Consider the following 25,071-nt stretch of genomic DNA (forward strand, 5'->3'; position numbering starts at 1 on the left):
GCCTGACGTGCCGCAGCACCGCCCCCAGGAGTCGTCGTGACCTTACCCAAGCTGTTTCAAAATCCGTTTCGCCGCTGGCTCAGTCGTAGCGGCGGCGGGCGCCCGAGCGTGCTCGTCAAGCAGTTGCATGAGCGCGACCGGCGCCGCATGATGAAGCATTTTCTCTCTCTGGAGAAAAGCGACCGTTTGCTGCGCTTCGGCAGCACCTTGCCCGATGAACTCGTCGCCCAGTACGTACAGAAGATGGATTTCTCGCGCGATATGATTTATGGCGTCTACAACAGCTTGTTCAAGCTGGTGGGCGTGGGGCATCTGGCGTTCGCGCCGAAGGACAAGTCGCCGGCGAAAAGTGTCGTCACGGACAAGGAGCAGGTGGCCGAGTTTGGCGTGTCCGTGTCGAAATCCATGCGCGGCATGGGCGTCGGTTCGAAACTGTTCGAGCGGGCGGCGATACACTGCCGCAACAACGATGTCGATACCCTGTACATGCATTGTTTGTCGTCGAACAAGACGATGATGCATATCGCCAAGAAGGCGGGCATGGAAATCCAGCGCGACTATGGCGAAGCTGATGCATATTTGAAACTATTGCCGCCGAACCCGAGCAGCATGCTGCAGGAAGCCGTACAGGAGCAGTTTGCCATGTTCGACTACACGCTCAAGGCGAACGCGCGCGCCGCATTCAAACTGTGGGATCGCTTGCCGGGGCGCAAGAAGAAGCCCGAGCCACCGTCACCGCCGTCACAGTAAGGGCAGGGCCGTCGTATCCTTGATGCGCTGCAAGGCAAAGCTCGATTTCACGTCCAGCACGGCCGGGTGGCGCAACAGGGTCGCCATCATGAAGCGCGAAAAATGCTCCATGTCTTCCACATGCACGCGCAATAGATAATCCATTTCGCCCGTCATCGCATAGCAGGCCACCACTTCCGGCCAATGCGCCACGGCCACGGCGAAGTCGGCGCGCGGCGAGGTAGTCGTCACCAGGTTGGGCGCCAGCACGCGCGCCGTGCTGTGCGCGGTGGCGTCGCTATGCTTTTCCAGCCGCACATTCACATAGGCGAGCAAGCCCAGACCGATCTTTTCCGGGTCCAGCAGGGCCACGTACTGGCGGATGACGCCCGCTTCTTCCAGCCGTTTGACGCGGCGCAAGCATGGCGACGGCGACAGGCTGACCTGTTCGGCCACGTCCTGATTCGACAGGCGGCCATCGGCCTGCAGGACGGCAAGGATCTTGCGGTCTGTTTTATCCAGCGTAATTTTGCTCATGCTCCCTCCGGTGGTTCTCGTTTCACGCAATATTATTGCGCAAATCATGATTGTTCGGGAGATCTTTGGCATTTAATGCCCGTGAGCCACGCCTATACTGTGCGCTACTTCTTGGAGGAGACATCATGCAATTTCAGCCTTGGGATAACCCGATGGGTACCGATGGTTTCGAGTTCGTCGAGTATGCAGCACCAGACCCAAAAGCATTGGGCAAGCTGTTCGAGAACATGGGCTTCACGGCCATCGCGCGCCACCGCCACAAGGATGTGACCCTGTATCGCCAGGGCGACATCAATTTCATCATCAATGCCGAACAAGATTCGTTCGCGCAGCGTTTTGCCCGCCATCACGGCCCGTCCGTGTGCGCCATCGCCATCCGCGTCGACGACGCGGCCTTTGTGTACCGCCGCGCGCTGGAACTGGGCGCCTGGGGTTTCGACAATAAAACGGGACCGATGGAGCTCAATATCCCCGCCATCAAGGGTGTGGGCGATTCGCTGCTGTACTTCGTTGACCGCTGGCGCGGCAAGGGCGCCGACAAGGAAGGCGCCGCCGCATCGGGCGGCATCGGCGACATCAGCATCTATGACGTCGATTTCGTCGCCATTCCCGGCGCCGTCGCCAACCCGGTCGGCCATGGCCTGACGTATATCGACCACCTGACGCACAATGTGCACCGTGGCCGCATGAAGGAATGGGCGAGCTTCTATGAAAGCCTGTTCAACTTCCGCGAAGTGCGCTATTTCGACATCGAAGGCAAGCTGACGGGCCTCAAATCGAAAGCCATGACTTCGCCCTGCGGCAAGATCCGCATCCCGATCAATGAATCGTCGGACGACAAGTCGCAGATCGCCGAATACCTGGACCAGTACCATGGCGAAGGCATCCAGCACATCGCCCTGGGCACGGACAATATCTACGCATCCGTGCAAGGCATGCGTGATACGGGTATCGATTTCCAGGATACGATTGAAACGTACTATGAACTGGTCAACCGCCGCCTGCCGAACCACGGCGAGCAGTTGGAAGAACTGCGCCGCCTGCGCATCCTGATCGATGGCCACAGCACGGAAACGGAACGCGAACTGCTGCTGCAAATCTTTACGCAGACGGTAATCGGCCCGATCTTCTTCGAGATCATTCAGCGCAAGGGCGACCAGGGCTTCGGCGAAGGCAATTTCCGCGCCCTGTTCGAATCGATCGAGCTGGATCAGATCAAGCGCGGCGTGCTGAAAGATACGAACGCGGCGTAATTGGCTGTTGTCGGCTTACGCCCTGGCGGGCTAAGCCGACCTACGCGTCACACGCCATTGATGTAGGTCGGATTAGCGCAGCGTAATCCGACATGGCAGCAAAGAAAACAGGCATCAAACAGCACCCGCCCGGGAGTGCAGTGCAGCAAAAGAACTGTGCGCCCTCCTGTGGTAGTCTACGACAAACAAGTCATTTTTCCGCACCGGCATGCTCACAAAGCGCGACCGGTACGTGTGAGTTCAACCGACTTTGCACGCGTAGCACCGAGAATAATGGAGACAAGTAATGAATGCACCAATCAAGGGCTCGAGTCTTGAGCCGGGCGCGCACGCGTCCGAGATTTCCCTGAACGACAAATACACGCTCGAGCGTGGCCGCGCCTTCATGACGGGCACGCAAGCGCTGATCCGCCTGCCCATGCTGCAGCGCGAGCGCGACCTGAAAGCGGGCCTGAATACGGCCGGCTACATCACCGGTTACCGCGGTTCGCCCGTGACGTCGGTCGACATGACGGCCATCAAGGCCAAGAAATACCTCGATGAACACCACGTCAAATTCCACCCCGGCTTGAACGAAGACCTGGCCGCCACGGCCGTCTGGGGCACGCAGCAAACGAATCTGTTCGAAGACGCGAAATACGACGGCGTGTTCGGCATGTGGTACGGCAAGGGCCCTGGCGTCGACCGCTGCGGCGACGTCTTCAAACACGCCAATAACGCCGGTTCCGCCAAGCATGGCGGCGTGCTGGTGCTGGCCGGCGACGACCATGCGGCGAAATCCTCGTCGACGGCGCACCAGTCCGACCATATCCTGAACGCTTGCGGCATCCCCGTGCTGTACCCGTCGTCGGTACAGGAATACATCGATTACGGCTTGCATGCCTGGGCCATGAGCCGCTACACGGGTTTGTGGGTGTCGATGAAATGCGTGACCGACATCATCGAGTCGGGCGCTGCCGTCGATTTCGACCCGGACCGCGTGCAGATCGTGCTGCCGACCGATTTCGAGCTGCCGGCCGGCGGCCTGAACATCCGCTGGCCCGACACGGTGCTGGAACAAGAAGTGCGCATGAACAGCTACAAATGGTATGCGGCGCTGGCGTATGCGCGTGCCAACAAGCTCAATAAGATCATCTGGGACAGCCCGAAGGCGCGCATCGGCATCATCACGGCCGGCAAATCCTACCTCGACACGCGCCAGGCGCTGGCCGACCTGGGCATCGACGAGCAGACGGCGTCCGACATCGGCATCCGCCTGTACAAGATCGGCATGACCTGGCCGCTGGAAGCGGACGGCGTGCACGAATTTGCCAAGGGTCTCGACGAGATCCTCGTGGTGGAAGAAAAGCGGCAAATCCTCGAATACGCGCTCAAGGAAGAACTGTATAACCTGAAGGATGGCGAGCGTCCGCGCGTGGTCGGCAAGTTCGACGACACGGGCGAGTGGAGCAACCAGAAGGGCACGGGACACGGCGACTGGCTGCTACCGGCCACGTATGAACTGAACCCGGCCATGATCGCGCGCGCGATTGCCAGCCGCATCTCGCGCTATTACGCCGGCCACCCCGTCGAGCAGCGCGTGAAGGAGCGCATCGCCTACCTGGAAGCCAAAGAGAATGTGCTGAAAGCGATCAGCGTGAAACCCGATCCGCAAAAGGACCGCACGCCGTTCTTCTGCTCCGGCTGCCCGCACAATACCTCGACCAAGGTGCCGGAAGGCTCGCGTGCGCTGGCCGGCATCGGCTGCCACTACATGGTGCTGTGGATGGACCGCGAAACGTCGACCTTTACCCACATGGGCGCCGAAGGCGTCACGTGGGTGGGGCAGGCGCCGTTCACGAATGAAAAGCACGTGTTTACCAACCTCGGTGACGGCACGTATTTCCACTCGGGCATCCTGGCCATCCGCGCCGCCGTCTCGGCCAAGGTGAATATCACCTACAAAATTCTGTTCAACGATGCGGTGGCCATGACGGGCGGCCAGGAATTCGATGGCCCATTGTCTCCGGCCATCATTTCGCGCCAGATTGCCGCCGAAGGCGTCGGTCCCATCATCGTCGTCACCGATGAGCCGGAAAAATACCCGGACGATTACGCCTGGGCCGAAGGCGTCACCGTGCGCCACCGTTCGGAACTGATGGACGTGCAGCGCGAACTGCGCGACATGCCGGGCGTGTCGGCCATGATCTACGACCAGACCTGTGCCTCGGAAAAACGCCGCCGCCGGAAACGCAATGAATACCCGGACCCGGCCAAGCGCGCCGTCATCAACGAAGCCGTCTGCGAAGGCTGCGGCGACTGCTCCGTGCAATCGAACTGCCTGTCGGTGGAGCCGCTGGAAACGGAACTGGGGCGCAAGCGCCAGATCAACCAGTCGTCCTGCAACAAGGATTTCTCGTGCACGACGGGTTTCTGCCCCAGCTTCGTGACGGTGGAAGGCGGCGGCTTGAAAAAGCCGAAAAAAGCCGCTGCAGCCGACAAGGACGCACCGGCCGCGCCAGCCTTGCCGACACCCGTCATTCCTTCGACGGCCGAGCCGTTCGGCATCCTGGTCACCGGCATCGGCGGCACGGGCGTCGTCACCGTGGGCCAGATCCTGGCCATGGCGGCGCACGTGGAAGGCAAGGGCTGTTCCGTGCTCGACATGAGCGGCCTGGCGCAAAAGGGCGGCCCCGTGATGTCGCACGTACGCCTGGCGGACCGCCAGCAAGACATCCATTCGACGCGCGTCGGCACGGGCGCGGCCGACCTGGTGATCGGTTGCGATTTGATCGTCACGGCCAGCCGCGACGCGCTGTCGCGCATGGGCGAGGGCCGCAGCTGGGCCATGATCAACTCGACCAGCTCGTCGACGGCGGCGTTTGTGAAAAACCCGGACTGGCAATTCCCCGGTGCATCGGCGCGCATGGAAATCGAAAAGGCCTGCGGTACGGATCACGTCGATTTCATCGATGCGGGCCAGATCGCCACGGCGCTGATGGGCGACTCCATCGCGACGAACATGTTCATGCTCGGTTATGCCTGGCAAAAGGGCAAGGTGCCGTTGACTGAGGCGTCGATCATGAAGGCCATCGACTTGAACAACGTCTCGGTGGCGTTCAACAAGGCCGCCTTCAACTGGGGCCGCGCGGGCGCCCACGATACGGCCAGCCTGGTGCGCATGACAACCCCCGCCAAGGTGGTGGAATTCAAGCGCATCGACACGCTCGACGACATCATCGAAAAACGGGTCGCCTTGCTGACGGCCTACCAGGATCGTGCGTATGCGCAGCAGTATCTGGACTTCATCAGCCAGGTGCGCGCGGCCGAAAGCGCCCTGAATGGCCCGCACTTGCGCCTGACGGAAGCCGTGGCCCGCTACTTCTACAAGCTGATGGCCTACAAGGACGAGTACGAAGTGGCGCGCCTGTACACGGACGGCGCCTTCCAGGCGAAGATCGCCGCCATGTTCGAGGGCGATATCAAGCTCAAGTTCCACCTGGCGCCACCGATCATGGCAAAAACGGATGCGCAGGGCCATTTGATCAAGAAGGAATATGGCCCGTGGATGCTGAAGGCCTTCGGCGTGCTGGCCAAGTTCAAGGGCTTGCGCGGCACGGCGTTCGACGTGTTCGGCCATACGGCCGAGCGCAAGACGGAGCGCGCGCTGATTCTTGAATACCGCGCGACGGTGGGCGGCTTGCTGCCGAAACTGACGACGGCCAAGCTGGCGCAAGCCGTGGCCATTGCCAGCATCCCGGAAGACATCCGCGGCTATGGTCACGTGAAGGAACGTCATTTGAAGGCGGCGAAAGAGAAGGAAGCCAGTTTGCTGATCGCCTTCAACGCGCCGACGCCGCTGCCGCCCGTCGTGGCAGCGCCCGTGGCGGCCAGCGTGGCGTGATGGTTTGAGTATGACGTAGTAGTAATGGCGCCTGCGGGCGCCATTTTTCTGTGACAAAGAAAACAACGCTTGCTGGCAAAACATATTATAATTTTTCGATAATTTCTTTTCGGAAAGTTTCTCATGCATTCCCTGCGCCTTCGTTGCCTCGCTGTTTCCCTCGGATTCGTGTTGAGTGCCTGCGGCGGAGGTGGCGGCAGCGACAGCGCGCCCGTCGTCCCGCCCTTGACGCCAACCGTACCGACGGGTCCCACGGCGCTGGTCGCTTCGTCCACTGTGGCGAACCGCTGCGAGGCACCGCGCAGCGGCAGCAGCATCGACAAGCCGGGCACCCTGCTCGATGAACTGACGTGGGTGCGCAGTTGGATCGATGAAACGTATCTGTGGTACCGCGAAGTGCCGACCTCGTACCAGCCGCAAAGCTTCACCACGCCCATCGCCTATTTCGACGTGCTGAAAACAACGGCCACGACGGCGTCCGGCAAGCCTAAGGACCAGTTCCATTTCACATATCCAACGGCCGAGTGGGAGAATGCGCAGAATGGCATTGAACTGGGCTACGGCATGCTGCTGGCGCAGACGCGTAACACGCCACCGCGCCAGGCGGTGATCTCGATCGTCGAACCAGGTTCGCCGGCGGCCCTGGCGGGCTTGCAGCGGGGCGACCTGCTGCAAAGCATCGATGGCGTCGATTTCGTCAATGCCGCGGACGCGGCCAGCGTGAAGATCATCAACGCGGGCCTGTTCCCTGAGGCCCAAGGCACGCATGTGCTCAGTTTCAGCCGTGACGGAACGGTGCGAAACGCCACCCTGCAGGCGGTAGAGGTCAGCACCAGCGCCGTGCAGAACGAGCGCATCATTGACACGCCCACGGGCAAGGTGGGTTATCTGACCTTCAACACCCACAATAATGTCGCCGAGCGCCAGCTGGTCGAGAGCATGCGCCGCTTCCAGGCGGCCGGCATCAGCGACCTGGTGCTCGACGTGCGCTACAACGGCGGCGGCTATCTCGATGTCGCCAGCGAACTCGCTTACATGATTGCCGGCCCACAAGTCACCACCGGCAAGACCTTCGAGCAGGTGCTCTTCAATGACAAGACCCGGCCGAAAGCGCCCGTGCCCTTCCATGCGCAAAGCCAGGGCTTTCCCGGCCCGAATCCCCTCCCCAAGGGTACGCCCTTGCCCTCGCTGGGGCTGACGCGGGTGACCGTGCTGACGACGGGCAATACCTGCTCGGCCAGCGAAGCCATCATCAACGGCTTGCGCGGCGTGAATGTGCAAGTGAACCTGATCGGCGGCACGACGTGCGGCAAGCCCTACGGTTTCTATCCCACGCCCAATTGCGGCACCACCTATTTCGCGGTGCAGTTCCAGGGTGTCAACGCCAAGGGCTTTGGCGACTTTGCCGACGGCATGGCGCCGACCTGCGACGTGACGGATGATTTCCAGCACCAGCTGGGCGATCCGGCCGAAGGCATGCTGGCGGCGGCGCTGCGCTACCGCAACATCGGCAGCTGTACGCCGGCCACAGGCGCGACCAGGCTGTTGAGTTCGATGCAGAGTCCGGCCGAGACGGCGACGCGGCTGCTGCGCCCGGCCTACAAGGAAATTGCCCTTATTCGCCAATAAAGCGCATGCTTCTGCCTTGGCATCGCCTTGACGCCTGACGTTTTCCTGCTCAAGAATCTTTCTATATAACAATTTTGATATATAGAAAGATGAATCCATTCGTTCTGGAATGACTGGCATTTTGCTATCGTCCCGCTTTTCTCCCACCTTGAGAAGCGCAACGATGTCGAAACAGTTCAAGTTAACCCCGCTCAGCCTTGGCGTACTGGCCATCCTGGGCGGCACCGCATGGCAGGCGCACGCGCAAACGCAAGCGCCCGCAGCGGCTCAGCAGGCAGCGGCCACCCCGCCAGCCGTCGTGGTCACCGGTTCGCGCATTCCCCGCGCCAGCCTGGAAGGCCCGTCTTCCGTCACCATCCTGACCGGCGATGAAATCACCAAGCAGGGCTACAAGAACGTCTTCGACGCGCTGACCAGCCAGGTGCAGAACAGCGGCTTTACGCAGGGCGAAGATTACGGCAACACGTTCACGCCGTCGGCCAATACCATCAGCCTGCGCGGCCTGGGGCCGAACCACACCTTGATCCTGCTCAACGGCCGCCGCCTGGCCGACTTCCCCATCGCCTATGACGGCGCGGTCAACTTCACCAACCTGGCGAATATCCCGGCTAGCATCGTCGAGCGCATCGAGATTCTGAACGGCGGCGCTTCGGCCATCTATGGCTCGGACGCGATTGCCGGCGTGGTCAACGTGATCCTGAAAAAACAGGCGGAAGGTTTCGATATCAACGTCAAGGTCGGCGGCACCTCGCGCGGCGGCGCCGGCAACCAGCGCGTGCAGCTGACGGGCGGCGGCAATTTCGACAAACTGCATACCCTGTTCAGCGTGGAATTGAGCGAGCGCGACCCGTTGTGGAGCATGGAGCGCGACTTCATGACCAGCCGCTCGGGCGTACCGACCACGGTCGCTTCGCGCCGCGTGATGGCGTCAGGCACGTCCGGCCGCTATGTCGACCTGGGCGACACCTGCAGCCAGTTTGGCGACATGTTCGGCGGCAGTGTCAGCAAGTACACGGCGAAGAATGGCAGCTATTGCGCCAGCCCGAAAGCCCGTCCGACCTACTGGACCACGCAGACCAAAAATAGCAGCCAGAACGTGTTTGGCAGCGCCAATTACGAGCTCGATGCCGATACGACCTTGTTTGCCGACTTCCTGATCGGCAAGAACAAGACCGTCAATACGACGCGCGGCCCATCGTGGACCTCGGCCTCGCTGGGCAACGGCTACTTCCTGAACCAGAACAGCGGCGCCTACGAAGAGTGGACCCGCTTCATGTCGCCTGAGGAAATCGGCGGCGTGCAGCGCTACAAGCGCAGCTGGGATGACCAGGCCACCGCCATCTCGCTGGGCGCCAAGGGCCGCATTCCCGGCAGCGCATGGCAGTATGAAGCGAACTACAACGCGTCCGTCTACAAGAGCGAAGGCCACACGCCACGCATATTGTCGAACATCGACAGCTTCTTCCTGGGACCCAAGCTGGGCACGGATGCCAAGGGCGTGGCCATCTACGCACCGGATGCGGCGCGTCTGTCGCGCCGGCTGACGCCGGCCGAATTCGACAGCATCAGCGGCTACAGCGACAGCAAGGATAAGGCCTGGACGAATACTCTCAGCCTGGCCACGAATGGCGACCTGTTCCAGCTGCCTGCCGGCACGGCGAAGATCGCCACGATAGCCGAAGCGAGCAAGCAGGGTTTCAGCAACGAACCCGACGCGCGTATCGACCAGGGCTATTTCAATATCGCCACCGGTTCGGGCACCACGGCCGGCACCCGTTCGCGCTATGCGCTGGGCGCGGAAGTGAACCTGCCGCTGCATGAAAAGCTGATCGGCACCCTGGCCGGCCGCTATGACCGCTACAGCTTTGCCGGGCGCAAGGAAGGCAAGTTCACCTATAACGGCGGTCTGGAATTGCGCCCGGCGCCGGAGCTGCTGTTCCGCGCCAACTACGCCACCAGCTTCCGCGCGCCGGACATGAATTACATCTACCAGGCCCGCGGCAAAGGCTATTATTCGAGCACCACCGATTACTACCGTTGCGATGCCGCCGGACAGGCCATCGACGGCTGCGAATATGCGAATAAATCGCCAGGCGCCGATTACGTGCAAAACGGCAGCCGCGACCTGCAGTCGGAAAAGGGCAAGTCCTTCGGCGTGGGCACTGTCTGGTCGCCGAGTTCGAATTTCGACGTGTCGGTCGACTACTGGAACATCAAGATCGACGACCTGGTGACGAACCTGAGCGCCGACAAGCTGCTGCGCGACGAATCCGATTGCCGCCTGGGCAAGGCCGACATCGGGTCGCCGACCTGTATCGATACCCTGGGCCGCATCGAGCGCTATGCGGCCAATGCCTTGAACAAGGCGGGCGAGATCAAGACCATCACCGTCAACCCGATCAACGCGGCCAAGCAAAGCAGCAGCGGCGTCGACGTCAGCCTGAAGTATGTGCTGCGCACAACGGACTATGGCCGCTTTGCCTTCAAGGCCAACTACGCGCGGGTGCTGAGCAAGAAATCGCAGCAATTTGCCGGCGATGCAGAGACCGACGAAACCAAATCGCTGACCAACATGGATTGGCCCGACAAACTGAACCTGAGCGTCAACTGGGCGGCGGGCGACTGGTCGAATACCTTGCTGGTCAGCCGCTACGGCAAGGTGCCGAATGCCGCCGGCACCGGCTACCTGACGCCGACGGCGCTGGCCAACATCAGCACCGTCTACCGCATCAGCGACCGCGCCACCGTCTCGCTGATCGTCAATAACGTGTTCGACAAGATCAAGCGCGACACCAGCAACGGCTGGCCGTATTACCCGATCGGCAACTACAGCCCGCAAGGCCGCCAGGGATGGCTCGAATTCAACTACCACTTTGGCTCATAATTCACGCTTGTCAAAGCAAGGCCGGAGCAGCTGACGCTGTTCCGGCTTTTTTATTTTTCACGGTGCTTTTACCTGACCGCGCCTCTATAATTGCCCGCTTGTCCCCCTTGATGGAGCTCGCCTGATGCTACGCCACGCCCTGCTGTCCGCCGCCATGTTGTCCCTGTTTGCCGTCAACGCGCATGCCGCGCGCGATATGCGGCAGTTTTCCCTGAAAACGGCGGCCGAGTACTCGGGTTTCAAGAATACGGGCCGCTATGAGGAAGTGGAAGCCTTGTGCCGGCGCTTCGAGGAGCACCATCCGAAACAGGTGCGCTGCTTCGAATTTGGCCGCACGCCGGAAAACCGCCCCATGCTGGCGCTGGCCGTTTCCAACACGGGCGCGCTGACGCCGGACGTGGCCAAGCTGCGCAAGATACCGGTGCTGCTGGTACAGGGCGGCATCCATGCGGGGGAAATCGACGGCAAGGACGCGGGTTTCCTGGCCCTGCGCGAAGTATTGGAAGGCAAGGCAGCGCCTGGCGCGCTGGACAAGCAGGTGCTGCTGTTCGTGCCGGTCTTCAATGTCGACGGCCATGAGCGCTTCGGCCAGTGGAACCGGCCGAACCAGCGCGGTCCCGTGGAAATGGGCTGGCGCAGCACGGCGCAAAACTACAATCTGAACCGCGAATACATGAAGGCCGATACGCCCGAGATGCAGCACATGCTGGCGCTGGTGAACGCCTGGGATCCGCTGGCGTATGTCGACTTGCACGTCACCGATGGCGCGCAGTTCGAACCCGATATCTCGATCCAGGTCGAACCCGTGCATGCGGGCGATGCGGCCTTGCGCGTGGCGGGAACGGCGCTGCGCGACGGCGTGCTGGCCGACCTGGCAAAGCAGGGTTCCGATCCGAAGCCGTTCTACATGTCGTTTGCAGAAGAAGACAATCCGCAGTCGGGTTTTGTCGATTCGACGCCGAACCCGCGCTTTTCGCACGGCTATTTCCTGTTGCGTAACCGTTTCGGCGTGCTGGTGGAAACCCATTCGTGGAAGGACTACGCGACCCGCGTGCGCATCACGCGCAACACCATCGTTTCCCTGCTGTCGCAGATGGCGCAGCACGGCGCAGCATGGCGACAAACCGCCATGGAAGCGGACCTGCGCGCGACGCAGCTGGCCGGCAGTGTGCTACCCCTCAGCTACAGGACCACGGAGAAAAGCCGCATGATCGCGTTTCGCGGTTATGCCTATACGCGCACGCCGTCCGACGTGTCGGGCGCGCTGATGACGCGCTATGACGAAAAGACGCCGCAAATCTGGCACGTGCCGCTGCGCGACGAGATCGTGCCCGACCTGCAGGTGGCCGCGCCGAAGGCCGGCTACCTGGTGCCACGCGCGCAGGCGGCCATGGTGGGCGCCAAACTGCGCCAGCACGGCATCGTCTACCAGGAAATGCGCAGTATCGTCGCCAGGCAGAAGGTGGAAATCTTCCGCGCCACGCAGGTGAAGTTTGGCGCGCAGTCGTTCGAAGGACGCCAGACGGCGGCGGTACAGGGCGAATGGCAGAAGGAAGAGCGCCTGGTCGATGCGGGCGTGCTGTACGTGCCCGTCAACCAGCCGAAGGCGCGCATGGTGATGGCGCTGCTCGAGCCGCGCGCACCCGACTCGCTGCTGGCCTGGGGCAGCTTCAACACGGCGTTCGAGCGCAAGGAATACATGGAGGACTATGTGGCCGAGGATGTGGCGCGCGCGCAGCTGGCGGCCGACCCGGCGCTGGCGGCGCAATTCCGGCAGAAGCTGGCCGACGAACCCGCGTTTGCCAAGAATCCGCATGCGCGCCTGGAGTTTTTCGCCCGCCGCCACGCCTCGTGGGATGAGCGCTTGAACCTGTACCCGGTCATGCGCGTCGACGTGGCGCCCGCCAGTTTCATGGATTGACAAGGCTCATGATGAGCGTGACGCGGAAATGCTATTCTTTCTATCCTCCGCGTCAGCGCCCACCTGTTCCATGTATCGGTTTCCCATGACAGAAAAAAAGCAGAAAAGAATTCTCCTGTTGAGCGTCTCGGCCGGCGCCGGCCATCTGCGCGCGGCGCAAGCCATCGAGGCGTATGCCACGCAGGATGACGGCGAGGGGAGTGCCGCCATCGCCAGCCACCTCGATGTGATGGATTTCGTCACGCCCGCGTTCCGCAAGCTGTACACGGATTTTTACATCAAGCTGGTCAACAAGGCGCCCGCGCTGTGGGGCTATCTGTATCACGCCACCCACGATGCGCCGCGCGACAGCTCGATGCAGCGTTTGCGCCGTGGCATCGAACGCCTCAACACGCGCGCCCTGATGGCGCAGATCGCCGCCTTCCAGCCCGACGCCATCATCTGCACGCATTTCTTGCCGGCCGAACTGTTGTCGCGCGCGCTGCGCCAGGAACAGCTGGCCTGCCCCGTGTGGGTACAGGTCACCGACTTCGATTTGCACCGCATGTGGGTGCACGAACGGATGCACGGTTATTTTGCTGCCACCGACGAGGTGGCGTTCCGCATGCGCCACGAAGGCATCCCCGCCGAGCGCATCCACGTGACGGGCATCCCCATCATGCCCGCGTTTGCGCAGGTGCCTGAGCGCGTGCAGTGCGCGCAGGCATTCGGCCTCGATCCGCAGCGCACGACGATACTGTTGATGGGCGGCGGGGCAGGGCTGGGCAGCCTCGATACCGTCGCCGCGCGCCTGCTGGCGCTACCAGGCGATTTCCAGCTGATCGTGCTGGCGGGGAAAAACGCCGCCGCGCTGGCGGCGCTGCAGGACCTGGCCGGCCAGTATCCTGGCCGCCTGCTGGCGCAAGGCTTTACCAGCGAAGTGGAGCGCCTGATGGCGTGCGCCGACCTGGTGATCACCAAGCCGGGCGGGCTGACCACCTCGGAATGCCTGGCGCTGGGCTTGCCCATGATTGTCAACGCGCCGATTCCCGGCCAGGAAGAGCGCAATGCCGACTATCTTCTGGAGCAGGGCGTGGCATTGAAAGCGTTCGATGGCGTGACCCTGGAATACCGGGTGCGCCTGTTGCTTGAGCACCCTGAACAGTTGCAAGCGATGCGCGCAAAGGCGCTGGCCCTGGGCCGCCCGCGCGCCGCTTTGGACGTGCTGGCGCTGGTGCTGGACGATGGCCGCGCTGGCGCCGTTCTTCAATAACAAGGAAGCCATGATGTTGCATGCAGTACTACTGACCCTCGCCCTGGGGCTGGCCGCCGCGCCGGCCGGGGCACAACCATCGCCGCCACGTCATCCGGACTGGGCGGCGCCGCTGCCGCAGGTGTCGAACCTGTACCAGATCACGCCCGTCCTGTACCGCAGCGCCATGCTTGACAGTGCCGACGTGGCCCAGCTGCAGGCGCTGGGTGTGAAGACCGTGATCAGCCTGCGCTCCTTCCACTCCGATACGCAAGTGCTCGATGGCAGCGGCATCCGCGCCATCCGCATTCCCATCAATACCTGGGCCATCGGCGACCGGCATGTGATAGAGACCATGCGTGCCATCCGCGCCGCCGGGCAGGATGGGCCCGTGCTGCTGCACTGCCTGCACGGCGCCGACCGCACGGGCATGATGGCCGCCATGTATCGCATGCTGTACCAGGGCTGGCCGCGCGAGAAGGCGATCGATGAGCTGAAAAATGGCGGTTACGGCTACCACGCCGTGTGGAAAAACATCGAACGCTATCTGTCGCGCGTGAATCTCGACGAACTGCGCGCGCGCATCGACTCTCCGCAGCCTTGACCCCCGCCGGCGCGCCACTTCAGGCATGATTGCGATTCCAATCACGTTTTTCCGGAATCCGCATGGAACACCACAGCTTTCTCATTAACATACTGTTTTACCTGGTGGCGGCTATCATCATGGTGCCGCTGGCCAAGCGCCTGGGCATGGGCGCCGTGCTGGGCTACCTGGTGGCCGGCGTCGTCATCGGTCCGTGGGGCCTGGGCCTGATCAAGAATGTCGAGGTGATCCTCAGCTTTTCCGAATTCGGCGTGGTGCTGCTGCTGTTTTTGATCGGCCTGGAGCTCGAGCCGAAGCGTTTGTGGCTGTTGCGCCGCCCGATTTTCGGCTGGGGCGGGGCACAGGTGGGTGTGGTCAGCGCGGGGCTGTGCGCCGTGGCCATGGCCTTTGGCGTGGACTGGCGCACGGCGCTGGTCGGTGCGCTGGGACTGTCGCTGTCGTCGACGGCCATCGTGCTGGCCACCCTGGGCGAACGAAAATTGATGAGCACGCCGGCCGGTTCCGCCGGCTTTTCCATCTTGCTGTTCCAGGATATCGCCGCCATTCCCATGATCGCGCTGGTGCCGCTGCTCGGTGGCCTGGTCACGCACAGCGGTGAGCCGGGCTGGCTGCGCGTGGCCAAGCTGGCCGCCGTGCTGGCGGCGCTGGTGATCGGCGGGCGCTTCCTCGTCAACCCCATCCTGCGCTTCATCGCCAAGACGGACTTGCGCGAAATCTTCACGGCGTTTGCCCTGCTGCTGGTGATCGCCATCTGCGTGCTGATGGAATCGGTGGGCCTGTCGATGGCACTGGGCACCTTCATGGCGGGCGTGCTGCTGGCCGATTCCGAATACCGCCATGAGCTCATTTCCGACCTGGAGCCGTTCAAGGGGCTGTTATTGGGCCTGTTTTTCATCGCCGTGGGCATGTCCGTCGATTTTGGTGTGCTGCGCGCCCAGCCCTTGCTGATCCTGGCCCTGGTGGCGGGCCTGCTGGCGGTGAAAATCGCCTTACTATATATGTTGTCGAAGTTTGTCGACATTCCCCGCGGCCAGCAGCTGTTCTTTGCGCTGCTGCTGTCGCAAGGGGGCGAATTCGCCTTCGTCGTGTTTGCCGCCGCCGAAGCCGCGCACGTGTTTGCGCCGCAGACGGCCGCGCTGCTGGTCGTGGTGGTGACCCTGTCGATGGTGGCCACGCCCTTGCTGCTGCTGGCGCATGACAAGTTCGTCGCGCCGCGCCTGCAAGGCGAGAAGAAGCGCCGTCCCGACGACCATATCGAGGCGCAGGACAACCCCATCGTCATCGCCGGCTTTGGCCGTTTCGGCCAGATCATCGGCCGCCTGCTGGCGGCCAATAAAATCGGCGTGACGGTGCTTGACCACGACCCGGACCAGATCGAGCTGCTGCGCAAGTTCGGCTTCAAGGTATTTTATGGCGACGCCACGCGCGTGGATTTATTGGTGGCGGCCGGCATCGAGAAGGCGAGGGCGCTGGTGATCGCCATCGACAATGTGGACGACAGCCTGGCCCTGGTCGACGCCGTGCGCCTGCGCCTGCCCGAACTGACGATCCTGGCGCGCGCGCGCAACGTCACGCATTACTATGAATTGATGAAGCGCGGCGTGAGCATCATCGAGCGCGAAACCTTTGCCGCAGCCCTGCTGCTGGGCGAGCAGACCTTGCAGCAGGTGGGCTTCAGCGCGGAACGCGCGCAGCGCGCGGCCGGCATCTTCCGTGCGCATAACCTCAAGACCCTGCTGGAAGTGGCGCCGCACTTCCAGGACCAGCAAAAAGTCATGTCCCTCACGCGCCAGGCGCGCGAAGAGCTGGAAGACATGTTCGAGAGCGATGCGGCGGCGTTTGCGGCCGCGGAAGTAGAGAATGGTAGGTCGGATTAGCGCGCAAGCGCGTAATCCGACAACATTGTTGGCGCTGAACGTGGTGGTGTCGGCTTACGCGCTTTGCGCTAAGCCGACCTACGGCTTATTTCCCCCGCTTCGCTTCAATCGCCTCGATCTGGTCCATGATGCCGTTCATGCGCACCACCAGTGCCTGGTACGGTTTCGGCGAGGCCAGGTCGACGCCGGCCGCCTTCACCAGCTCATACGGGTAGGCCGAGCCGCCCGCGCTGAGCATTTTCAGGTAGGCGGCCAGCGCGCCCGGTTCCTTGTCGAGGATGCGCTGCGCGAAATCCTGCGCCGCGGCGATCGAGGTGGCGTACTGGAACACGTAGAAGCCGTGATAGAAATGCGGCACATACGCCCATTCCAGCGCGTAGGCGGGGTCGATGGTCATGACGCCCTGCGCTTCGCCGTGGTAGCGCTTGAGGATGCCGGCATAGATGGCCGTGATCTCTTCGCCCGTCAGCGATTCTCCTTGATCCACCTTGCCGTGGATGGCCGCTTCGAATTCGGCAAACATGGCCTGGCGGAAGAAGGTGCCGCGCAGGTTTTCCAGCGCCGCACCCAGGTACAGCAGGCGCTCGTCGTCATCCCTGGCCTGTTTCAGGCGCGCGTCGAGCAGCAGCGCTTCGTTCGTCGTCGAGGCGATTTCCGCGACAAAGATGCTGTACGGCGCATAGATCGATGGCTGCGCCTTGTTGGCCATCACCGAGTGCATGGCGTGGCCCCATTCGTGCGTCAGGGTGCTGACGGCTTCGTAATTGTCCGTGTAGTTGAGCAGCACGAACGGGTGGACGTCATACGCGTCGCCATTCATGTAGGCGCCCGCCACCTTGCGCGGGCGCGGGTACACATCCATCCAGCGCGCCTCCACGGCGGCGGTGAGCGCCTTGACGTAGTCGGGACCCAGCGGCGCGGCGGAGGCTAGCATCATCTGCTTGCCCTCGGCTAGCGGGAACGTGCGCTCGCTTTTCAGCAGCGGCGCATAGATGTCGTAGTAAGCGAGGTCCTTGACGCCCAGCATGCGCGCGCGCAGCTTGAAGTAGCGGTGCAAAGTGGGCAGGTTGGCATTGGTTTGCGCGATCAGGGTCTGGTAGACGGCCGGCGGCAAATGGTCGGCGTCCAGCGCGGCGCTTTGCGAGTCGGCATAGCGGCGCACCTTCGCATACGCGGCATCTGTTTTGAGCTGGCCGTACAGGGTTTCGCCGAACGTGCGTTCATACTCTTTCCATTTGCCGAAGAAGGCGTCGAACACCAGCTTGCGGTCGGCGCGCCGGTCGTCGCCGCGGTATTTGGTGTACGCCGCCTGGTCGAGCCGTACTTGCGTGCCGTCCGATAATTGGACGGTCGGCCACGCGATTTCCGCATTGGCCAGGGTGCGGTAGACGCTGGCGGCCGAGCTTGTCGCCAGGCCGAACTGCGCCACCAGCTGTTCGCCGGCCGCGTCGAGCGTGTGCGGCGCGCTGCGCAGCATGTTACTCAATTGAAAACGGTACAGCTGCAAGCCCTTGTCCTTGGCCAGCATGGCATCGATGCGTTTGGCGCCCAGGGCGAGGATTTCCGGCTGCAAAAAGGTCGTCGCCTGGGTGAAGTCGTTGCCCAGCAGGGCGGCGCGCTGGTTCAGCTGGTTACCCTTGCTGTCGCCCGTGTCCTGGTCGTAGTACTGCGCCGCATAGGTGGTCAGCGTGTTGACGCGTTTGCGCGCCTCGGCGACCAGGTCCAGGCAGCTTTTCAGGCGGGCCGGCGAGGCTTTCAACTGCCCCTTGCAGGCGCCCAGTTGCTGCAGCTGGGCCGACAGCTTTTTCGCATCGGCATCGAAGGCGGCATCGTTTTGATACAGCGCCGTCAGGTCCCAGCGGTCGGCCTGGCGGTCGGTAGGAGCGGCAGAGGCGGCGAGGCCAAGGGCCAGCAGGGAGAACAGCAGGGGGCGCTTGAGCGCGGATGGCGTCATGGTTCATTCCAGTGAGGTTGTCGGAAGAATGCGTGCTGACCGCCGGGCAGGAATGCGCGCGTGACACATCGCGTACCGGCAGAGCTGACTACGGTACATCAAATGGACGCAGGGGGAAAGAGGAGGGATGCCGCCACCTGGGCGGTGGCGGCGAAAACAACACGGGCTTACAACAGCGGCTTACAGCGCTTGCAGCGGGATCGTGCCGAACGTGGTCGGCGTCGAGCACGGCTCTTCGTCGAAGGCGATGTCGCCCATGGGACTGGCCACGCCATCGGCCTTCAAGTCCTTGAAGCCGAACAGTTTCGGGTCCATCAGGTGCGACGGCGCCACGTTCGACAGCGCCGAGAAGATGCTTTCCACGCGGCCGGGGAATTTCTTGTCCCATTCGCGCATCAGGCCCTTGATCTGCTTGCGCTGCAGGTTTTCCTGCGAACCGCACAGGTCGCATGGGATGATGGGGAAGCCTTTGACTTCCGCATAGCGCTGCGTGTCTTCTTCCTTCACGTACGCCATCGGGCGGATGACGATGTGCTTGCCGTCGTCCGATTGCAGCTTGGCCGGCATGCCCTTCAGTTTTCCACCGAAGAACATATTCAGGAAGAACGTTTCCAGGATGTCATCGCGATGGTGGCCCAGGGCGATCTTGTTGGCGCCCAGCTCGTCGGCCACGCGGTACAGGATGCCGCGGCGCAGGCGCGAGCACAGCGAGCAGGTGGTCTTGCCTTCCGGGATCAGGCGCTTGACGATGCTGTAGGTATCCTGGTTTTCGATGTGGAAGGCCACGCCCAGTTCCGTCAGATAGGCGGGCAAGATTTCCGGCGGAAAATTCGGCTGCTTCTGGTCGAGGTTGACGGCGACGATATCAAAATGAATCGGCGCGCGTTCGCGCAAGGTCATCAGGATGTCCAGCAGCGCGTAGCTATCCTTGCCGCCGGACAGGCACACCATCACCTTGTCGCCGTCTTCGATCATATTGAAGTCGCCGATGGCTTGCCCCACCAGGCGGCACAAGCGTTTGTGCAGCTTGTTGTTTTCCAGGGCGATCTTTTCCGCCTTCTTGCGCGCCAGTTTCTGCGCTTCCACATTGGCCGGGAATTCCACGGCCGTGGTCGTCGGTTCCATCACTGCGGCATTGCTCATGTTGTTCATGCTTCATCCTTGATCTTGAATACTTCCACGCCCACGCCTTCGCAGTCGGGATACACGTCCGGTTTCATGCTCGACACGCGCGCGGCGCGCACGCGCGGGTGCGCCAGCATGGCGGCGAGCACGTCGTCGACCAGGCTTTCCTGCAGCTGCACGTGGCCTTGCGCCATGCGCTTGGCGATGGTTTCGCGCATGAAGTCGTAGTCGACCACTTCTTCCAGTTGGTCATCCTTGGGCGTCGACAGGGCCAGGGGAATGTACAGGTCTACGTTGATGAGGACGCGCTGCTCGCCCTTTTTCTCGAAGTCGTAGACGCCGATGTTGATGAGGATTTCGTAATTGCGCAGGAACAGGCGGCGGCAATCGGCCAGGCGAGGGTGGTACAGGGCGGACGACATAGTTTTACCTTTTAGGGGATGCTGGAATGCTGGTTGTTTGGTATTGCTGCTGATTATTTGGTCAAAAACATGACGTCGCGCGGCAAACCGATCAAATGCTGGCCGCCATCGACCAGCAGGGTCGTGCCCGTCAGCGCGCGCGCGCCGGCCACGTAACAGACGCAGTCGGCCACATCCTCGGGCGTGCTGGAGCGTCCCAGCGGCGTGTTTTCATGCGCCTTGGCAAAGTTCGCTGCCGTCTGCTCGCCGGAGACCATGGTGATGCCGGGGGCAATGCCCACCACGCGCACTTTTGGCGCCAGCGCCTGGGCCAGCATGGTGGTCGCCGACAGCAGCGCCGCCTTGGACAGGGTGTACGACAAAAAATCAGGATTGAGATTGTACAGTTTTTGATCGAGCAAGTTGATGACCACGGCTTGCTCGCCTGCCGGGGTGGCCTGGTACAGTGCCTGCGCCAGCAGGATGGGGGCGGCCAGGTTGGCGTGCATGTGGGCGTCGAGCGCAGCGACGGAAAAATCGCCCGCATTGTCGTATTCAAACAACGATGCGTTGTTGACCACGCAAGTAACCGGCCCCAGGGCCGCCTGCGCCTGCGGCAATAGCTGGCGCACGGCGTCTTCCTGCGCCAGGTCGCAGGGGAACGCTTGCGCGCGGCGGCCCAGCGCGGCGATTTCCGCCACCAGGCTGAGGGCTTCCTCGCGCGAGTGGCGATAATGGACGGCGATATCCCAGCCGTCGCGCGCCAGGCCCAGCGCGATGGCGCGGCCGATGCGGCGCGCCGCGCCTGTGACGAGGGCGACGCGGGGAGTGCTGTCGAATGGCGTTGTCGTTGCTTCTGTCATGTCTTTGCTATGGTTGAGATATTCGGTGGATGCCACACTGGCGGCATGCGCCGTCGATTCGCTACAATGCGGGTATGTCTCTTCCCGTACCCGATAGCGACGCGCTGGCCGCGTCCCATGCCTTGCAGCACCAGATTGCCGCCGAAATCGCGCGCAATGATGGCGCCATTCCCTTTGCCCGCTTCATGGAGCTGGCGCTGTATGCGCCTGACCTCGGCTATTACAGCGGCGGCGCCGCCAAGCTGGGGAAAGATGGCGATTTTACAACCGCGCCGGAGATCTCTCCCCTGTTCGGCGCCACCCTGGCCCATGTGGCAGCCGCTATTATGGCGCAAACGGCCCCGCGCATCCTCGAATTCGGCGCCGGCACGGGCAAGCTGGCCTGCGACATCCTGACGGAAGCGGCCAGCGCCGGCATCCATGTGGAACAGTATGCGATCGTCGAATTATCCGGCGAATTGCGCGCGCGCCAGGAGCTGGCGCTGGCCGCCTTTCCGCAAGTGGTGTGGTTCGACGGTTTTCCCGACAGTTTCGAGGGCGCCGTGTTCGGCAATGAAGTGCTGGACGCCATGCCCGTCAACCTGATCAGCAAGACCCCCGCCGGCTGGTGCGAACTCGATGTCAGCATCGCCGATGGCCAGTTCGTGTTTGTCGAACGCCCGGCCGGTGCCGACGTGGCCGCGCAGATCGCCGCCCAGGTGCCCGAGGCCGATGCCTTGCCGGTCGGCTATGTCAGCGAAATCCACGGCGTGGCCTGCGGCTTCATGCGTTCGCTGGCGCGCATGCTGACCAATGGCAAGGGCGGCGCTGCCGTGCTGTTCGACTATGGCTTTCCGGCGCACGAGTATTACCTGGACTTGCGCGCCACGGGCACCCTGATGTGCCATTACCGCCACCACGCCCATGCGGAACCGTTTTATCTGCCCGGCTTGCAAGACATCACGGCCCATGTCGACTTCACGGCCATGGCGGTGGCGGCGCAGGACGCTGGCCTCGATGTGCTCGCGTACATGAACCAGGCATCCTTCCTGCTGGGCGCTGGCATTGGCGACTTGCTGCTGCGCACCGATCCTGAACAGGTCAAAACATACTTGCCGCAGGCCAGCGCCGTGCACAAGCTGGTCTCGCCGGCCGAGATGGGGGAATTGTTCAAGGTGCTGGCGGTGGGGCACCGTGTGGAGTTGCCGGAAGCCCTGTTGTCCGCTGACCGCAGTCATCGCCTGTAAGCGCTGCAATATCAAGGCAGGGTAGTGTCGCCCTGTAATTTCCTGTCCGCCGGTGGTTATTATCTTGTCATATCGTTTATGATGACCGACACAGCACGGTTCCATCCTGCAAGAACCCGTCGCCGCGCACCGATTTCAAGATAGAACGATGGGAAAGATACATACACACTATGACAACCTGAAGGTGGCGCGCCTGGCGCCGCAGGAAGTCATACGTGCCGCGTACAAAGCCCTCAGCCAGAAATACCACCCGGACAAGAATCCCGGCGACGAAAAGGCCGCCCGCATCATGGCGATCCTCAACAGCGCCTATGGCACCTTGTCCGATCCGCAACGCCGCAGGGAACACGACGAGTGGATCGCTGCCGAGGAGTGGGAAATCGAATGGCTGGAAAGCACCCATCACGAAGAAGGCAAGGGCCGCGATGGCCGCGCGAAAGGCCATGCCCAGTCGCATGAGCACGCCTGGGCGCAAGATGTGCCGCCGCCGAAGGGCAAGGCACGGCGGGGCCTGCAGCCCGTCTGGCGCAACTGGCGCTGGTGGCTGAGTCTGCTTGTCTGCCTGTTGCTGGGCTGGTTGGGTGCCTTGCTGATGCTCGATACCTCCCAGCCCGTACCGGCCGCGCTGGCAACGGCCTGGAGCGGGCTGGCCCGCGATGGCGCCTCGCCCCATGCGCCAGCGGCCAGCGCCGCGCCGCCGTCATCGAAAGGCGAGGCCGTGGCAGTCGACAGCTGGGCCGTGGGCAAGCCGTATGCACCGGAACCCCCGGAAGCGAAGACGCCCGAGATCCGCGTGCTGGCCGTTTCCCAGCTGAGCTTGAAAGCCATCCAGCCCGCCTGCGATGGCACAGGCAAGGCCGAGTCGGCAGCGCTGGTGGCGCCGAATGGCGAGCCCTGGCCGACGCATTCCGGCTATGTCGATGGATTCCTGATCGGCAACAAGGGCGAAGACCTGGTCATCAGCATCGACAACAGCCACAATGCCGCGCCCATGTTCGTCAAACTGTATGACACGGAGCGGCGCTCGAACGTGCGCTATCTGTACATCCTCGCGAACGACAAACTGCTGGTGGAACAGCTCAGCGCTGGCAAGTATGAAGTGCGCTACCAGGCAGTCGGGCCGGGCCAGGACCATTGTGGCGGCAGCACGCGTGGCGGTGCATCGGCGCCGGCGCCGGCCGTTGGCGAAGAGAGCGCGAAGAATCCTGTTGTAAGCAGCATCTAATCTGATTATGCTTGATATGCGTCAACGCAGCGTCCACATCGACCTTATCCATTAGGAGTATTCATGACCGACCTCACAGCCGATGCAGATGATAACTGGCTGCTCGACGAAGATGAGCCGGTGGCCAGTCCTGCCGGGCTGGCCGCGCCCGACCAGCGCCTGTGGCGTGTCCTGATCGTCGATGATGATGTCGATGTGCATGCGGTCACGCGGCTGGCGCTGCGCAATGTCAGTTTCAAGGGCCGCGAACTGGAGCTGTTCTCCGCCTACAGCGGCCGCGAAGCGTATGACATCTTGCGCGACACGCCCGATATCGCGCTGGTGCTGCTCGACGTGGTGATGGAAACGGATGATGCCGGCCTGATCCTCGCCAAGCGCATCCGCGCCGACCTGAACAACGCCATCGTGCGCGTCGTGCTGCGCACCGGCCAGCCGGGCCAGGCGCCCGAGCAGCGCGTCATCATCGAATACGACATCAACGATTACAAGGCCAAGACGGAACTGACGACGCAGAAGCTGTTTACCACCGTCATCTCGGCCCTGCGTGCCTACGAGAGCCTGATGATGCTCGAGCGCAGCCGCATCGGCCTGGGCAAGATCCTCGCCGGCGCCACCAATCTGTACCAGATCCATTCGCTGCGCGAATTCGCTTCCGGCGTGCTCAACCAGGTCAGCGCCATCCTCGACGTGGGGGCCGACGGCGTGCTGTGTCTGATGCAGGGCGGCGCCGGGCGGCCCGAGGTGGTCGCCGCCACGGGCACCTATGCCATGCTGGCCGAGTCGGAAGCCATGCCGGCCGAGCATGCGCTCACCGCCACCATCGCCAAGGCGTTTGCGGAAAAGCGCAGCCAGTTCGAGCATCCGGCCAATGTGCTGTTCATCCACACGGAAGGCAACCGCGAGCTGGCCATCTCCGTCACGCCGCCGTGGCCGCTGGCGCAGATCCAGCGCGACTTGCTGGAAGTATTTTGCCAGCGCATCGCCGCCGCCTTCGACAACCTGTACATGTTCGGCCAGCTGCGCAAGGCGCAGGAAGCGACCGTGGTGGCGCTGGCCGACCTGGCCGAGTTTCGCGACAGCGACACGGGCGGCCATGTGCGGCGCGTGCAGCTGCTGTCCGAGGCGATCGCGCGGCGCATGCAGCAGCGCGCCGTGTACCCGGATGAGCTGACGCCGCAGTTGCTCGACATGATCGGCCTGGCCAGCATCTTGCACGACGTGGGCAAGGTGGCCACGCCGGACGCCGTGCTGCTCAAGCCGGGCAAGCATACGGACGAGGAACGCACACAAATGCAGCTGCATGCCAGCGTCGGGCGCACCATCCTCGAGCGGGCCGCCAACATGGTCGACGGCGTCAGCTACCTCACGTATGGCGCGCAGATCGCCGGCGGCCACCACGAACACTTCGATGGTGCCGGCTACCCGAATGGCCTTGTGGGACGCGATATTCCCGTGGCCGCGCGCATCGTTGCCGTGGTCGATGTCTTCGATGCCTTGCTGCACGAGCGGCCCTACAAGGAGCCGTGGCCGTATCCGCAGGTGCGCGAATACATCGAACAGCGCAGCGGCAGCCAGTTCGATCCGGAAGTGGTGACGGCGCTGCTGGATCTGATCGACCACGAGCCGCAACTGTGGCATCCGGAGCGCGCCACCACCTGAGTTGGCGTTTTTCGGCAGCACACCATTCCCTTGCGCGCGGCGCCGTCATATACTCGGCTGCCTCATGCTG

At 62.7% G+C, this 25,071-nt stretch carries 17 protein-coding genes; 12 read left to right on the forward strand and 5 right to left on the reverse strand.

The window, feature by feature from the left end:
- The first annotated feature begins 36 nt into the window (after positions 1-36).
- Positions 37-750: a GNAT family N-acetyltransferase gene (locus C8C92_RS02985; RefSeq protein ID WP_116742988.1), complete on the forward strand. Its 714-nt coding sequence runs from the start codon at positions 37-39 to the stop codon at positions 748-750.
- Here C8C92_RS02985 and C8C92_RS02990 read toward each other — a convergent pair.
- Entirely contained in the window at positions 742-1,266 is a 525-nt protein-coding gene (locus tag C8C92_RS02990; protein ID WP_099760971.1) for an Lrp/AsnC family transcriptional regulator, read from the reverse strand. The two genes, C8C92_RS02985 and C8C92_RS02990, sit on opposite strands and share 9 nt — an antisense overlap.
- A gap of 125 nt (positions 1,267-1,391) precedes the next feature.
- Between C8C92_RS02990 and hppD the strand changes: the two genes are divergently transcribed.
- The 8 genes from hppD (at position 1,392) to kefC (ending at position 16,548) form a co-directional block, all read left to right on the forward strand.
- A complete protein-coding gene (gene hppD, locus C8C92_RS02995) occupies positions 1,392-2,519 on the forward strand; it encodes a 4-hydroxyphenylpyruvate dioxygenase (protein WP_116742989.1) in 1,128 nt (375 codons plus the stop codon).
- A gap of 286 nt (positions 2,520-2,805) precedes the next feature.
- Positions 2,806-6,402: an indolepyruvate ferredoxin oxidoreductase family protein gene (locus C8C92_RS03000; RefSeq protein ID WP_099760970.1), complete on the forward strand. Its 3,597-nt coding sequence runs from the start codon at positions 2,806-2,808 to the stop codon at positions 6,400-6,402.
- A gap of 123 nt (positions 6,403-6,525) precedes the next feature.
- Positions 6,526-8,031: a S41 family peptidase gene (locus tag C8C92_RS03005; RefSeq protein WP_116742990.1), complete on the forward strand. Its 1,506-nt coding sequence runs from the start codon at positions 6,526-6,528 to the stop codon at positions 8,029-8,031.
- Between the two features lie 163 nt (positions 8,032-8,194).
- Positions 8,195-10,915 (forward strand): TonB-dependent receptor, encoded by a 2,721-nt coding sequence (locus C8C92_RS03010; RefSeq protein WP_116742991.1) that lies wholly within the window; start codon positions 8,195-8,197, stop codon positions 10,913-10,915.
- A 124-nt stretch (positions 10,916-11,039) separates the two neighbouring features.
- The gene (locus C8C92_RS03015; protein ID WP_116742992.1) at positions 11,040-12,836 is read left to right on the forward strand and encodes a M14 family metallopeptidase; all 1,797 of its coding nucleotides are present in this window, start codon (positions 11,040-11,042) and stop codon (positions 12,834-12,836) included.
- 85 nt (positions 12,837-12,921) lie between these two features.
- Complete coding sequence (locus C8C92_RS03020; protein WP_207780964.1) at positions 12,922-14,088, forward strand: glycosyltransferase; 1,167 nt, start codon at positions 12,922-12,924, stop codon at positions 14,086-14,088.
- A gap of 13 nt (positions 14,089-14,101) precedes the next feature.
- Entirely contained in the window at positions 14,102-14,671 is a 570-nt protein-coding gene (locus C8C92_RS03025) for a dual specificity protein phosphatase family protein (protein ID WP_116745826.1), read from the forward strand.
- A gap of 62 nt (positions 14,672-14,733) precedes the next feature.
- Positions 14,734-16,548, forward strand: coding sequence for a glutathione-regulated potassium-efflux system protein KefC (kefC, locus tag C8C92_RS03030; protein ID WP_116742994.1), 1,815 nt, complete (start codon positions 14,734-14,736; stop codon positions 16,546-16,548).
- Positions 16,549-16,633: 85 nt separating this feature from the next.
- Here kefC and pepF read toward each other — a convergent pair whose 3' ends face one another.
- The 4 genes from pepF to C8C92_RS03050 form a co-directional block, all read right to left on the reverse strand.
- Positions 16,634-18,502 carry an oligoendopeptidase F gene (gene pepF, locus C8C92_RS03035; RefSeq protein WP_116742995.1) on the reverse strand — a complete coding sequence of 623 codons (1,869 nt, stop codon included), beginning with the start codon at positions 18,500-18,502 and terminating at the stop codon, positions 16,634-16,636.
- 180 nt (positions 18,503-18,682) lie between these two features.
- Entirely contained in the window at positions 18,683-19,627 is a 945-nt protein-coding gene (gene ttcA, locus C8C92_RS03040; RefSeq protein ID WP_165829567.1) for a tRNA 2-thiocytidine(32) synthetase TtcA, read from the reverse strand.
- 23 nt (positions 19,628-19,650) lie between these two features.
- On the reverse strand, positions 19,651-20,049 hold the full coding sequence (locus C8C92_RS03045; protein ID WP_099760963.1) for a dihydroneopterin aldolase: 399 nt from the start codon (positions 20,047-20,049) through the stop codon (positions 19,651-19,653).
- A gap of 53 nt (positions 20,050-20,102) precedes the next feature.
- The gene (locus tag C8C92_RS03050; protein WP_116742996.1) at positions 20,103-20,891 is read right to left on the reverse strand and encodes an SDR family oxidoreductase; all 789 of its coding nucleotides are present in this window, start codon (positions 20,889-20,891) and stop codon (positions 20,103-20,105) included.
- A gap of 74 nt (positions 20,892-20,965) precedes the next feature.
- Between C8C92_RS03050 and C8C92_RS03055 the strand changes: the two genes are divergently transcribed.
- The 3 genes from C8C92_RS03055 (at position 20,966) to C8C92_RS03065 (ending at position 25,001) form a co-directional block, all read left to right on the forward strand.
- On the forward strand, positions 20,966-22,117 hold the full coding sequence (locus C8C92_RS03055) for an SAM-dependent methyltransferase (protein ID WP_116745828.1): 1,152 nt from the start codon (positions 20,966-20,968) through the stop codon (positions 22,115-22,117).
- 148 nt (positions 22,118-22,265) lie between these two features.
- Positions 22,266-23,342 (forward strand): J domain-containing protein, encoded by a 1,077-nt coding sequence (locus C8C92_RS03060; RefSeq protein WP_116742997.1) that lies wholly within the window; start codon positions 22,266-22,268, stop codon positions 23,340-23,342.
- Positions 23,343-23,405: 63 nt separating this feature from the next.
- Positions 23,406-25,001: a DUF3369 domain-containing protein gene (locus C8C92_RS03065; RefSeq protein ID WP_099760960.1), complete on the forward strand. Its 1,596-nt coding sequence runs from the start codon at positions 23,406-23,408 to the stop codon at positions 24,999-25,001.
- Positions 25,002-25,071: the final 70 nt, after the last annotated feature.

The sequence above is a fragment of the Janthinobacterium sp. 78 genome, from assembly GCF_003096775.1.
GTDB classification, from domain to species: Bacteria; Pseudomonadota; Gammaproteobacteria; order Burkholderiales; family Burkholderiaceae_D; genus Janthinobacterium; species Janthinobacterium tructae.

Coding starts and splice junctions, on each gene's coding strand:
- C8C92_RS03065 (WP_099760960.1), top strand. CDS start 23,406: ATGACCGACCTCACAGCCGATGCAGATGATAACTGGCTGCTCGACGAA.
- ttcA (WP_165829567.1), bottom strand. CDS start 19,627: ATGGAACCGACGACCACGGCCGTGGAATTCCCGGCCAATGTGGAAGCG.
- C8C92_RS03010 (WP_116742991.1), top strand. CDS start 8,195: ATGTCGAAACAGTTCAAGTTAACCCCGCTCAGCCTTGGCGTACTGGCC.
- hppD (WP_116742989.1), top strand. CDS start 1,392: ATGCAATTTCAGCCTTGGGATAACCCGATGGGTACCGATGGTTTCGAG.
- C8C92_RS02990 (WP_099760971.1), bottom strand. CDS start 1,266: ATGAGCAAAATTACGCTGGATAAAACAGACCGCAAGATCCTTGCCGTC.
- C8C92_RS03060 (WP_116742997.1), top strand. CDS start 22,266: ATGGGAAAGATACATACACACTATGACAACCTGAAGGTGGCGCGCCTG.
- C8C92_RS03025 (WP_116745826.1), top strand. CDS start 14,102: ATGTTGCATGCAGTACTACTGACCCTCGCCCTGGGGCTGGCCGCCGCG.
- C8C92_RS03050 (WP_116742996.1), bottom strand. CDS start 20,891: ATGACAGAAGCAACGACAACGCCATTCGACAGCACTCCCCGCGTCGCC.
- C8C92_RS03005 (WP_116742990.1), top strand. CDS start 6,526: ATGCATTCCCTGCGCCTTCGTTGCCTCGCTGTTTCCCTCGGATTCGTG.
- kefC (WP_116742994.1), top strand. CDS start 14,734: ATGGAACACCACAGCTTTCTCATTAACATACTGTTTTACCTGGTGGCG.
- pepF (WP_116742995.1), bottom strand. CDS start 18,502: ATGACGCCATCCGCGCTCAAGCGCCCCCTGCTGTTCTCCCTGCTGGCC.
- C8C92_RS03000 (WP_099760970.1), top strand. CDS start 2,806: ATGAATGCACCAATCAAGGGCTCGAGTCTTGAGCCGGGCGCGCACGCG.
- C8C92_RS03020 (WP_207780964.1), top strand. CDS start 12,922: ATGACAGAAAAAAAGCAGAAAAGAATTCTCCTGTTGAGCGTCTCGGCC.
- C8C92_RS03015 (WP_116742992.1), top strand. CDS start 11,040: ATGCTACGCCACGCCCTGCTGTCCGCCGCCATGTTGTCCCTGTTTGCC.
- C8C92_RS03045 (WP_099760963.1), bottom strand. CDS start 20,049: ATGTCGTCCGCCCTGTACCACCCTCGCCTGGCCGATTGCCGCCGCCTG.
- C8C92_RS03055 (WP_116745828.1), top strand. CDS start 20,966: ATGTCTCTTCCCGTACCCGATAGCGACGCGCTGGCCGCGTCCCATGCC.